The 11,781-nt window shown below is 70.0% G+C and carries 10 protein-coding genes and 1 tRNA gene; 3 read left to right on the top strand and 8 right to left on the bottom strand.

The genetic code is table 11. The features are described 5' to 3' along the window. Positions 1-127: 127 nt before the first annotated feature. Both FXF65_RS29295 and polA read right to left on the bottom strand, forming a co-directional pair. Positions 128-1,057, bottom strand: coding sequence for a polysaccharide deacetylase family protein (locus FXF65_RS29295; RefSeq protein WP_246199188.1), 930 nt, complete (start codon positions 1,055-1,057; stop codon positions 128-130). Positions 1,058-1,477: 420 nt separating this feature from the next. Continuing rightward, a complete protein-coding gene (gene polA, locus FXF65_RS29290) occupies positions 1,478-4,168 on the bottom strand; it encodes a DNA polymerase I (RefSeq protein WP_148353269.1) in 2,691 nt (896 codons plus the stop codon). A gap of 174 nt (positions 4,169-4,342) precedes the next feature. Between polA and FXF65_RS29285 the strand changes: the two genes are divergently transcribed. Further along, positions 4,343-4,696 carry a PaaI family thioesterase gene (locus FXF65_RS29285; protein ID WP_148762313.1) on the top strand — a complete coding sequence of 118 codons (354 nt, stop codon included), beginning with the start codon at positions 4,343-4,345 and terminating at the stop codon, positions 4,694-4,696. Between the two features lie 299 nt (positions 4,697-4,995). Next, complete coding sequence (locus FXF65_RS29280) at positions 4,996-5,595, top strand: DUF4352 domain-containing protein (RefSeq protein WP_148353268.1); 600 nt, start codon at positions 4,996-4,998, stop codon at positions 5,593-5,595. 80 nt (positions 5,596-5,675) lie between these two features. On the opposite strand, the gene FXF65_RS29275 is transcribed toward FXF65_RS29280, so the two are convergent. From FXF65_RS29275 to FXF65_RS29250, 6 genes are all read right to left on the bottom strand, one after another. Beyond that, complete coding sequence (locus tag FXF65_RS29275) at positions 5,676-6,434, bottom strand: ABC transporter ATP-binding protein (protein ID WP_148353267.1); 759 nt, start codon at positions 6,432-6,434, stop codon at positions 5,676-5,678. Continuing rightward, positions 6,424-7,251, bottom strand: a complete 828-nt coding sequence (locus FXF65_RS29270; protein ID WP_281288956.1) for an ABC transporter ATP-binding protein — start codon at positions 7,249-7,251, stop codon at positions 6,424-6,426. The genes FXF65_RS29275 and FXF65_RS29270 overlap by 11 nt, the downstream gene beginning before the upstream one ends. Continuing rightward, positions 7,248-8,417 carry a branched-chain amino acid ABC transporter permease gene (locus FXF65_RS29265; RefSeq protein WP_148353266.1) on the bottom strand — a complete coding sequence of 390 codons (1,170 nt, stop codon included), beginning with the start codon at positions 8,415-8,417 and terminating at the stop codon, positions 7,248-7,250. Before FXF65_RS29265 ends, FXF65_RS29270 begins: the two co-directional genes overlap by 4 nt. Further along, entirely contained in the window at positions 8,414-9,379 is a 966-nt protein-coding gene (locus FXF65_RS29260; RefSeq protein ID WP_148353265.1) for a branched-chain amino acid ABC transporter permease, read from the bottom strand. The genes FXF65_RS29265 and FXF65_RS29260 overlap by 4 nt, the downstream gene beginning before the upstream one ends. Positions 9,380-9,485: 106 nt before the next feature. After that, positions 9,486-10,652: a branched-chain amino acid ABC transporter substrate-binding protein gene (locus FXF65_RS29255; RefSeq protein ID WP_148353264.1), complete on the bottom strand. Its 1,167-nt coding sequence runs from the start codon at positions 10,650-10,652 to the stop codon at positions 9,486-9,488. A 314-nt stretch (positions 10,653-10,966) separates the two neighbouring features. Beyond that, a complete protein-coding gene (locus FXF65_RS29250; protein WP_148353263.1) occupies positions 10,967-11,587 on the bottom strand; it encodes an ANTAR domain-containing response regulator in 621 nt (206 codons plus the stop codon). 95 nt (positions 11,588-11,682) lie between these two features. Between FXF65_RS29250 and FXF65_RS29245 the strand changes: the two genes are divergently transcribed. Then, positions 11,683-11,755, top strand: a tRNA-Leu gene (locus tag FXF65_RS29245). Positions 11,756-11,781: the final 26 nt, after the last annotated feature.

Below are 11,781 nucleotides of genomic sequence, written 5' to 3'. Positions count from 1 at the left end.
AACCGAACCGAGGTCGCCGACCTGACCGAGCGCGAGCCTGCTCCGTCCGAGGCGCGCAGGCCCACAGCGCAGCGATCAGGATATGGGACCAGCCGCGCGTGGTCAATCCGGTTCGGCGCGCGTCGGCTCAGTAGGCGCGCGCCCGACCGCGGAATCCCTTGGCCAGCCGGTCCTCGGCGGTCCTCGGAAACGTCACGGTGTTCGGATCGCCGTCAGATGTGTACCGCTCATCCGGGTTCTTGTCCAGATATTCCAACCACGCGGTCGAGCAGTACCGGGTGCAGTCGTTCTCCTTGATCTTGCCCTCGGAGCGGACCCGGTCGATGTTCCACCGGTCGAAGTCCTCGTCGAACGGCGAGATGGACGGCCGCCACCCGGCGAGGAAGATCCCCTGGAAGGCGTACCGGCCGTTCTCCTTCTCGGCCCACGCCTTCTTCCTCGGGACGGCCCCGAACGGGTAGGCGAACGTCGTCGTGTGGGCGCCCGTCAGCCGGACGATCCGGTCCTCCATGCCGCCGATCTCGTCCTGCACCCGCTTCTCGGGCATCCCGGCGAGGCTCGGGTGGGACACCGTGTGGTTGCCCAGCTCGAACCCGTGCCGGCGCAGCCAGTTCAGCCCGGCCGGGGCCTGTGTGTCGTCCATCCCGAACAGCTCCTTGTTCAGGTAGAACGTCGCCGTCGGACGGAACCCGGGGTTCTCCTGCGCGACCCGCAGGATGATCGCGACCGCCGTGTCCGGCTTCGGGTTGCCCGCCGCGTCGAGCGCGAAATGGCCGGGCGTGCTGTCGTCGAAGGTCAGCACCACCGGGTGCCTGCCCGCCGGGACGTTGAACACCCCGTTGACGAACTCCGCCGCCGTGACCGGCACGTAGCCGCCCTTGGCGAGCCGCGTCAGCTCGTCGTACAGCTCCTTCGTCGACCGGTCGAGCGACATCTCCGGCTTCGGGACGATCCGGTGGTACATCAGCACCGGGACCTGCCCCAGCTCGTTCGCCTTGACCGCCACCGCTCCCGGCGCCGCCGCCGGAATCGGCGCGGTCGGCGTCGCAGACGGCAAAGGACTCCCAGACGCCCCTGAGGCACCCGGTACGGCTTTCCCCGTCGCCTTGGCCGCGTGGGCAGCGGCAGGCGCTTTCACGGCCGCACCGGCCCGCTGAGCGCTCTGCTCCTTGTCCCGCCGATGCCCGGGGAGAGTGAGCCCCAGGATCACCGCCCAGACAACCACGACTCCAGCGATCTTGTGAAGCAGAGGCACGCTACCCCCCCGCCGAGCGACCTGACAGGACCCGGTGGACAGCGTACGACCCTCCGGACATCCACGGACACCCGCTCGCCTACCCCCAAGATGGTTGTTTATCCAGGGAGGTGAATACACCCAGGCGGGCACCCTCTGGAACCCCCGTGGCGCACGACGGGCCGTTTCCCGGTCCGCGTTCGCGGCTCGGGAAACGGCCCGTCTTTCGGCGGTTGTCCTGGGCTAGTGGGCTGCTTCTTGCCAGGTGCGGCCGGTGCCCATGGAGACGCTCAGGGGGGCTTGGAGTTCGTAGGCGCTCGCCATCTCCTTGCTCACCAAGGTCTTGAGGTCGTCCAGTTCGCCGGGGGCCACCTCGAAGACCAGTTCGTCGTGGACCTGGAGGAGCATCCGGGACGTGAGGCCCGCCGCGTTCAGCGCGCGGTCGACGTTCAGACTGGCGACCTTGATGATGTCGGCGGCCGAGCCCTGGATCGGCGCGTTGAGGGCCATCCGCTCGGCCATCTCGCGGCGCTGCCGGTTGTCTGAGTTCAGGTCGGGCAGGTAGCGGCGGCGGCCGAGGATGGTCTCGGTGTAGCCGTCGTGGCGGGCCTTGCCGACGATGTCGCGCAGGTAGTCGCGGACGCCGCCGAACTGCTCGAAGTACTCGGTCATCAGCTCGCGGGCCTCGGCGGGTGGGATGCGGAGCTGCTGCGACAGGCCGTACTCCGACAGGCCGTAGGCGAGGCCGTAGTTCATCGCCTTGATCCGGGCGCGCAGCTCGGAGTCGATCTGGTCGGGCGGCAGCCCGAACACCCGGGACGCGGTGATGGTGTGGAAGTCGGCGCCGGAGCCGAACGCCTCCAGGAGCGCGGCGTCCTCGGAGAGGTGCGCCATGATGCGCAGCTCGATCTGCGAGTAGTCGGCGGTGAGGAGCGACTCGTAGCCCTCGCCCACGACGAAGCCCTCGCGGATCTGGCGTCCTTCCGCCGTCCGGATGGGGATGTTCTGCAGGTTCGGGTCGGTGGACGACAGCCGCCCCGTCGCGGCGATCATCTGGTTGAACGTGGTGTGGATGCGCCCGGCGTCGTCGGCCATCGGGATGAGCGAGTCGACGATGCTCTTGAGCTTGGCGACCTCGCGCCACCGGAGGATGCGCTCCAGGACGGGGTGCGGCTCCTTCTCCAGCAGGTTGGTGAGGGCCTCGGAGTCGGTGGTGTAGCCGGTCTTGGTCCGCTTGGTCTTCGGCAGGTTCAGCTCGTCGAACAGGACCTGCTGCACCTGCTTCGGCGACCCGAGGTTGAACTCGTGGCCGACCGCCGCGTGGGCCGCCTGCTCCTGCTCCTTGACCTCGCCGCCGAACGAGGCCGACATGCCCGCGAGGTGGTCGTTGTCGACGGCGATCCCGGCTCGCTCCATGCCCGCGAGGACGCCGACGAGCGGCAGCTCCACCTCGTGCAGCAGCCGGGTCGCGCCGCGCTTGTCGAGGTCGCGGTCGAGGACGTCGGCCAGCTCGGTGACGGCGCGGGCGCGCACGGCGAGCGCCTCGGCGGCCTCCTCCTCGCCGGAGCCGTCGAGGGTGAGCTGCCCGTTGTCCTCGCTCTCGGTGCGCAGCTCGCGGTGCAGGTAGCGGAGGGCGAGGTCGGCGAGGTCGAACGTCCGCTGGCCGGGCAGGGCGAGGTAGGCGGCGAGCGCGGTGTCGCTGGTGACGCCCGCGAGGGTGAGGCCGCGGGCGGCGAGCGCCAGCATCGGCCCCTTCGCCTCGTGGATCGCCTTCGGGCGCTTCGGGTCGGCGAGGTAGGCGGCGAGCGCGCGCTCGTCGTCCTCGATCAGCTCGGCGGGGTCGAGGTGGACGGCCGGACCGTCCTTGGACGCGAGCGCCAGCGCGGTGATCTCGCCGGTGCCGCGCCCCCACGTGCCGGTGACGGCGACGCCGAGCCGGTCGCCGGAGCCGGCCTCCAGCCAGGCGCCGAGCGCGCCGGGCTCCAGCGCGTCGACCTGGACGTCGAAGCCCTCGTCGGCCTCCGGCTCGGCGGTCGACAGCGTCGCGTACAGCCGCTCGCGCAGGACGCGGAACTGCAGCGAGTCGAACAGGGTGTGGATCTCGTCGCGGTCCCACTGGCCCATGGCGAGCTGCGGCGGCGTCAGTTCGAGGCCGACCCCGGTGTCGAGCTTGTTGAGCTGCTGGTTGCGCAGCACGCCGGCGAGGTGCTCGCGCAGGCTGTCGCCCGCCTTGCCCTTGATCTCCTCGACGCGGGCGACGAGCGCGTCGAGGTCGCCGTACTTGGCGAGCCACTTCGCGGCGGTCTTCGGGCCGACGCCGGGGACGCCGGGGAGGTTGTCGCTGCTCTCCCCGACGAGCGCGGCGAGCTCGCGGTACCGCTCGGGCGGGACGCCGTAGCGGGCCTGGACGGCGGCCGGGTCCATCCGGGAGAGCTCGGAGACGCCGCGGACCGGGTACAGGACCGTGACGTCGTCGTTGACGAGCTGGAAGGCGTCGCGGTCGCCGGTGACGATGAGCGTCCGCATGCCCGCGGCGACGGCCTGGACGGACAGCGTGGCGATGATGTCGTCGGCCTCGAACCCGGCGACCGAGAGGCGCGGGACGCGCAGCGCGTCCAGCACCTCGAAGATCAGGCTGACCTGGCTGCGGAACTCGTCGGGCGCCTTCTGGCGGCCCGCCTTGTACTCGACGTACTGCTCGTGCCGGAACGTCGGCTCGGAGCGGTCGAACGCCACCGCGATGTGCGTGGGCTGCTCGTCGCGCAGGACGTTGATGAGCATCGAGGTGAAGCCGTACACGGCGTTGGTCGGCTGCCCGTCGGACGTTGAGAAGTTCTCCACGGGCAAGGCGAAGAACGCCCGGTAGGCCAGGGAGTGCCCGTCGAGCAGAAGGAGCCGGTCACGCTTGTCAGGGGTCGTCGCTGTCGTCGCCACACGAGGACTCTAGTCTGCGACCACGACAGTTTCGCTGAGGCCGGTGTCTCCCGGCCTCCGGGGTCGCCCCCCAGGAAAGGCAGGGTGTAAGTGACTGAGACGGACGGCGCGGCCCCCCGGGACGGCGCCGCGACGAACGCCGGGGCCGACCAGTACGGCGACCTGGCGAAGACCATGGGGGTCGAGGTCCTGGAGGCGTCCCCGGAGCGGGTCGTCGGACGGATGCCGGTGAAGGGCAACACCCAGCCGTACGGGCTGCTGCACGGGGGCGCGTCGTGCGTCCTCGCGGAGTCGCTCGGGTCCCTCGGCGCAGCGCTGCACGCGGGCCCGGGGCGGATCGCGGTCGGCGTCGAGATCAACGCCACCCACCACCGGTCGGCGACCGAGGGGCACGTGACGGGCGTCGCGACCCGCACGCACGGCGGCCGGACGCTCGCCACCTACGAGATCGTCCTCACCGACGACCGGGACCGGCGGATCTGCACCGCCCGCCTGACCTGCATGCTCCGCGACGCCCCCGGCGGCTGACCGGACCGGTCCGGACGACCGATCGGGTTGAAACGGTACGATCCGGACTTTCTTTGCGATGCGCCGCCCGAGGTCTGTAGCGTGGCACGGAACGGCCCGGGATCACCGAGTAGACAACGTACGCGCCCGGGGAAGGTTCGTACGGCCCCAAAGGTGATCCCGGGTCAACGCATGTCCGGGCCCGGACGCGCCGGACGCCAGACATGCCGACACCGGTGTAAGGCCGACAGTGGTTGCGGTTGCGTTGCGAAACGCCCCGCCGCGTTCACCCGTGCCGCGTTCCGCCGTACGTTCCGGACATGCCCTCCCGTAGCACGCACGTCCTCGGGACACGGCCACGCGCCGGCCGCGCACCCGCCGCGCTCGCACTCGCCTTCGCACTCGCACTCGCGCTCGGCCTCGCCGCGGCCCTGGCGGGCTGCTCGGGGTCCGGGCACGCCAAGGCGCCGCCCGCCTACAGGATCCCGGCCGAGACGGCCCGCGAGGGCGAGGCCGTCCCCGAGGGCAGGACGGGACGCAGCGCCGACACGAGCTTCACCGTCATCGGCTTCCGGCAGGGCATGACGGACGTGATGGGCACCCACGCCGCGATGGACGCCAAGGGCGCCTTCACCCGCATCCGCCTCCTCGCGGTCAACACCGGGCGCGACATCCAGGTCTTCGACACCTGGAAGCAGCGGCTCGTCACCGCCGACGGCAAGGTCCACTCCCCCGACGTCAACGCCACGATGATCAAACGGCAGCCGGAGCGGCTGTCGGTCGGGGCGTCCATGCGCGTCGAGTTCGACCTGTGGTTCGACGTCCCGCGCGGCGCGAAGGCGAAGGCCGTCCGGCTCTACGGCTCGCCGCCGGTCGGCGCGGTCAGCCAGCCCGCGCCCGCCGAGATCGAGCTGCCCTAGGGCGCGGAGACGCGAGAAGACGCGGGAAAGCGCGCGCCCGCCGGATCCACGTGGATCCGGCGGGCGCGCGCGGCGAACGGCTATCCGGCGTCCTCCGGCGGCGCGTCCTCGGCGGGCGCGCCCGCGGCGTCGCCCAGGTCGCCGCCCAGGTACGCGGCGCGGACCTGCGGGTCGTCGAGCAGCTCGGCGGCGGGCGCCGACTTCACCACCCGGCCGGTCTCCAGCACGTACGCGCGGTGCGCGATCTGGAGCGCCTGCTGGGCGTTCTGCTCCACCAGCAGCACCGTCGTGCCGCGCCGGTTGATCTCCTGGATGATCGTGAAGATCTGCTGGACGAGCATGGGCGCGAGCCCCATGGACGGCTCGTCCAGCAGGAGCACCTTGGGCTTGGCCATCAGCGCCCGGCCGATGGCGAGCATCTGCTGCTCGCCCCCGGACATGGTGCCGCCGGCCTGCCTGCGGCGCTCGGCGAGCCGCGGGAACAGCTCGTACGCCTCGGCCAGTTCCTTGGACGGGTCGTCCTTGCGGGCGTAGGCGCCCATGAGGAGGTTCTCCTCGACGGTCATGCCGGGGAAGACGCCGCGTCCCTCGGGCGCCTGCCCGATGCCGACGCGCACGCGCTTGTGCCCCTGCATGCCGCTGATGTCGCGACCGTCGAAGTGGATCGACCCGCGCGACAGCGAGCGCAGCCCGGAGATCGTCTTCAGCGTCGTCGTCTTCCCCGCGCCGTTCGCGCCGATCAGCGTGACGATCTCACCCTGGTCGACCGACGCGGAGATGCCCTTGATCGCCGCGATCTTTCCGTAGTGGACGTGGATGTCCTTGATCTCAAGAAGCATCGGCGGGAGCCCCCAGGTACGCCTCGATGACGCGCGGGTCGTTCTGCACCTCGGCGGGCAGCCCGTCCGCGATCTTCTGGCCGAAGTCCAGGACCGCGACCCGGTCGCTGATCCCCATCACGAGGCTCATGTCGTGCTCGATCAGCAGGACCGTCACGCCCGTGTCGCGGATCTTGCGGATGAGCTCCTGCAGGGCGACCTTCTCCGCCGGGTTCATGCCGGCGGCGGGCTCGTCCAGCAGCAGCAGCCGCGGATCGGTGGCGAGCGCCCGCGCGATCTCCAGCCGCCGCTGGTCGCCGTACGGGAGGTTCTTCGCCGCCTCCTCGCCGCGGTGCGGGATGCCCACGAGCTCCAGCAGCTCGCGGGCCTTCTCCCGGCCCTGGCGCTCCTCCTTGCGGTGCCAGGGCAGGCCGAGCGCCGCGCCGACGAAGCCCGTCCGGTGGTGGGCGTCCGTTCCGACGAGGACGTTCTCGACCGCCGTCATGTTGTGGAACAGCCGGACGTTCTGGAACGTCCGCGCCACCCCGAGCTTCGTGACGGCGTACCGCTTCTTGCCGTCGATGCGCTTGCCGCCGAAGACGACCTCGCCCTCGGTCGGCTTGTACACGCCGGTGGTGACGTTGAACACCGTCGTCTTCCCGGCCCCGTTCGGGCCGATCAGCGCGAAGATGTCGCCCTGGCCGATCGTGAGGTTCACCTTGTTGAGCGCGACGACGCCGCCGAACCGCATGACGACGTCCCGCAGCTCCAGCACGGGCGCGGCGGCCTTCCCGGCGCCGGTCCCGGCGCCCGCCGCGGCGCCCTTGTCCAGGCTCACTTGCCCTCCTCCGCCGTGACGGTCTGACCGGGCCCGGCCACCTCGGCTCCCATGCTGCCCATGCCGCCGGTGCCCTCGGCCAGCTCGGCCTTGCGCTGCCGGGACGGCCACAGGCCCTCCGGACGGAAGATCATCATGAGCACCAGCGCGGCGCCGAAGATCAGCATCCGGTAGTCGGACAGGCCGCGGAACCGCTCGGGGAGCCAGGCGAGCACCGCGGCGCCGAGCATGACGCCGGGGATGTTGCCGGAGCCGCCGAGCACGACGCCGGCGAGGATCAGCGCCGACACGAGGAACTCGAAGTTCTGCGGGTTGATCGACGTCTGCTGCGAGGCGAACACGACGCCGCCGCTGCCGCCGATCGCCGCGCCGATCGCGAACGCGGCCAGCTTGAACTTGAACGTCGGGACGCCCATCAGCTCGGCCGCGTCCTCGTCCTCGCGGATCGAGGCCCACGCGCGGCCCACCCTGGACCGCTCGAGCCGCTTCACGAAGATGATCGCGATGATGATGAACAGCAGGAGCAGGTAGTAGTACGGCCGCGAGTCCAGCAGCCCGTACTTGAGCGGCTGGACGCCGAAGATCTCGAACTCCGACAGGGTCGGCGGGTGCGGGATGCCCTGCACGCCGCGCGGACCGTTCACGTAGGAGCTGTTGTTCGCCGTCCGCTTGACGATCTCACCGAAGCCGAGCGTGACGATCGCCAGGTAGTCGCCGCGCAGCCGCAGCGTCGGCGCGCCGAGGATCAGCCCGGACAGGCCCGCGAACGCGATCGCGAGGAAGAGCGACTCCCAGAACGACCAGCCGTACTTCGTGGCGAAGATCGCCATCGTGTAGCCGCCGACCGCGTAGAACGCCACGTACCCGAGGTCGAGGAGGCCGGCCATGCCGACCACCACGTTCAGGCCGAGGGCGAGGAGCACGTAGATCGCGATCTGGTTGCTGAGCATGGACGGCCAGTCGCTGCCGCTCGGCGCCATGAACTCGCCGATCGCCTGGTTCGGCAGGAGCAGCCCGCCGATGACGAGCAGGAGGTACACGGCCCAGCGGACCGGGCCGGGAGCGGTCGACCACGCGTTGCGGAGCGGGTCGAGGGACAGTCTGTCGCGGGCCGCCCGGAGGCCGCCCGGACCGTCGTTTCCGTTTCCGTTCTTCGTGAGGTTCATGCGCGCGCCTGCTGGAGGGACTCACCGAGGATGCCGGTGGGACGGAACATCAGGACGAGGATCAGCAAGGAGAAGGCGACGACGTCGCGCCACTGCGACCCGAACAGGCTCGACCCGTACATCTCCAGCAGCCCGAGCGTGAAGCCGCCGACCAGGGCGCCGCGGATGTTGCCGATGCCGCCGAGCACCGCGGCCGTGAACGCCTTGATGCCGAGCAGGAACCCGACGAAGTAGTTGGTGCTCTCGAAGCGCAGGAAGTACAGCGCCGCGGCGACGCCCGCCATGATGCCGCCGACGAGGAACGTCGTGGACACGACGCGGTCGATGTTGACGCCCATGAGGACCGCGGTCTCCGGGTCCTGGGCGGTGGAGCGGATGCCGCGGCCGAGTTTCGTCCGGTTCACGAACTGGTCCAGCGCGACCATCATCAGCACCGCGCCGACGAAGACGAGGAGCTGGTCGTTGCGGATGAGGATCGGGCCGACGTCCACCACGTCGGAGAGCTTCTTGAAATGCTCGTTGACGTCGAGCTTCCCGCCCTCCTTCGAGGTGCCGAACACCCGGTGGACCACGACCGCGCCCATGAGCTGCTGGATGAAGATCGACGCGCCGATGGCGGAGATCAGCGCCGCGAGTCGCGACGCCCCCCGTTTGCGGAGCGGCCGGTAGGCCGTCACCTCCAGGAGCATCGCGCCGCCGCCCGCGACGGCGCCGGCGACGACCGCCATGAGCACCACCACGCCGATCAGGGCGAAGCCGCCCACGTCGGAGACGCCGAGGGTCCGGACGGACCAGAGCGCCGCGAAAGTCCCGACCATGAAGACGTCGGCATGTGCGAAGTTGATCAGGCGGAGGACGCCGTAGACCATCGTGTAGCCCAGGGCAAGCAGGGCGTAGATCGCGCCCAGCGCAAGCCCGTCGATGGTCGACGGCCAGAATTGATTGATGAAGTCGTCGAGCACCTTCGGTCGCCTTTGTGAAAAGGAGCGGGAGCGCTGTAGCGCTCCCGCTCCCGCGCCATCAGGGGCCCCCGGAACGGGGACGGTTCGTCGTGGGCGTCCGTGACGCCTACGCGGTCGGCTTGGCCTCGTTGCTGTTGCCGAGCAGCGGCAGGAGGTTGCCCTTCACCTCGTAGATGAAGATGTCCTGCGCGGCGAGCTCGCCGTTGGCGTCGAACTTGATCTGCTTCCCGACGCCCTGGAAGTCCACGGTCTTCAGGAAGGCGTTGATGTCCTCGGGCTCGGACTTGCCGGCCTTGAGCGCCTCGATGAACGTGCTGGCCGCGTCGAAGCCCTCGGTCGAGTAGATCGCGACGTCGGAGCCGAACTTCGCCTTGTAGTCGGTGGCGAACTTCTTGGCCTTCTCGTTCGTCTTGCCCTCGGCGTCGATGAGGCAGCCGCAGCTCAGCAGCGCGCCCTGCGCGTTCTTCTCGCCCGCGCCCTCGATCAGGCCGGTGGCGAGCGAGCCGTCGCCGGACATCATCTTGCCCTTGTAGCCGCCCTCGCGGAGCTGCTTGAAGAGGCGTCCCGCGACCGCGTAGTAGCCGCCGAAGTAGACCGCGTCCGGCTTGAACTGGTTGATCTTGTTGACGGTGGAGGAGTAGTCCGTCGCCTTGTCGTCGACCGCGTCGGACTGGGTCTGCGCGCCCGCGCCGCCGGCCGCCTTCGCGATGGCGTCGGCGAGGCCCTTGCCGTAGTCCTGGTTGTCGGACACGGTGAAGATCTTCTTCGCCGCGGCCGCCTTGGTCAGGAAGTTCGCGGCGCCGGCGCTCTGCACGGCGTCGTCGGCGACCACGCGGTGCCAGTACTTCCAGCCCTTCTCCGCCAGCGTCACGTTCGTCGCGGACGGCGTGACGCTCGGGATCTTCGCCTCTTCGAGGATCGGCGCGACGCTCTGCGACTCACCCGAGAAGGCCGGGCCGATCAGGCCCACGATCTTGTCGTTCTTGACCGCGCCCTGCGCCAGCGTCGTCGCCTGCTCCGGCTTGCCCTGGCTGTCGTACTTCTTGAGCTTGATCTTGACCTTGGGGTTCGTCGCGTTGTACTGCTCGACGGCCAGCTGCGCGCCCTGCCAGGGCGGGATCACGAGGCCCGAGTTCTCACCGGTCAGGTCGCCCATGAACCCGATGGTGACCTCGTTGCCACCGCCGCCGCCGGAGTCCTTGTCGTCTCCGCCACAAGCCACGGCGCTCAGCGCGAGAACCGCGCTCACCGCCAGCGCGCCGGTGATCCTCATCTTGTTGCGCCGCAAGGTGCCCAACCTTTCCATCCGGATCCGGGAGAGGATCGGGTACGAGTCATGCCCCGACGCCGACGCCCTCGGATGGAGAAATCGGTCACTCGGGGATCAGCTATGTCGTACACCGTTGACCCGCCTCAGAGCAGGCCCCCCGGATAGAAGGGTTACTCGTTCGTTACTCCCCTGTGCTCATCCCATTCCCGGCGTTGCCAGGCATGATTACCCAGAGTAAGCATTCCGGGCCAGTCTGGGATGTCGGGAATGGGCCTTGACAACGGGCCGGATGACAGCGATATGGGGTCAACCCGCGGTCAGCCCGCGGCGGGCTCGTCCCGGCCCGGGGAGGAGCCCCCGGTCGCGCCCGCGACGACCGCCTCCGCGACGGCCCGCATCGTGAGCCTGCGGTCCATGGAGGTCTTCTGGATCCACCGGAACGCCTCCGGCTCGGACCAGCCGTGCGCCTCCTGCAGCAGCCCCTTCGCGCGGTCGACGACCTTGCGCGTCTCCAGCCGCTCCTGGAGGCCCGCGACCTCGGCCTCCAGCGCGCGCAGCTCGGTGTACCGGCTGACCGCCATCTCGATGGCGGGCGCGAGGTCGGCCTTGGAGAACGGCTTGACGAGGTAGGCCATCGCGCCCGCGTCCGTCGCCCGCTGGACGAGCTCGCGCTGCGAGAACGCCGTGAGGATCACCACCGGGGCGATCCGGTCGGCGGAGATCCGCTCGGCCGCGGAGATCCCGTCCAGGACGGGCATCTTGACGTCGAGGATCACGAGGTCGGGACGGCGCTCGGCGGCGAGCCGCACGGCCGTCTCGCCGTCCCCCGCCTCACCGACGACGTCGTAGCCGTCCTCCTGGAGCATCTCCTTCAGGTCGAGCCGGATCAGGGCCTCGTCTTCCGCGATGACAACTCGCCGAGCGCTCTCCACGCGCATGAGCCTATCGAAACCCGCTACCCTGGTCCGGAGCCGCCCCTGCCACGGCACCGCAAGGCCGACGCAACACAGATGTCCGGTTTATCCGGACCTGAGCCCCGATATCCCAACGGCAGAGGAAATGGTCTCAAACACCATCAAGTGTGGGTTCGAATCCCACTCGGGGCACTTTTCTCCGCGTCCGCCGCTTCGCG

Origin of the sequence: Actinomadura syzygii (assembly GCF_008085905.1) — a bacterium.
GTDB lineage: Bacteria > Actinomycetota > Actinomycetes > Streptosporangiales > Streptosporangiaceae > Spirillospora > Spirillospora syzygii.
This window is presented reverse-complemented; position numbering and strand designations above follow the sequence as displayed.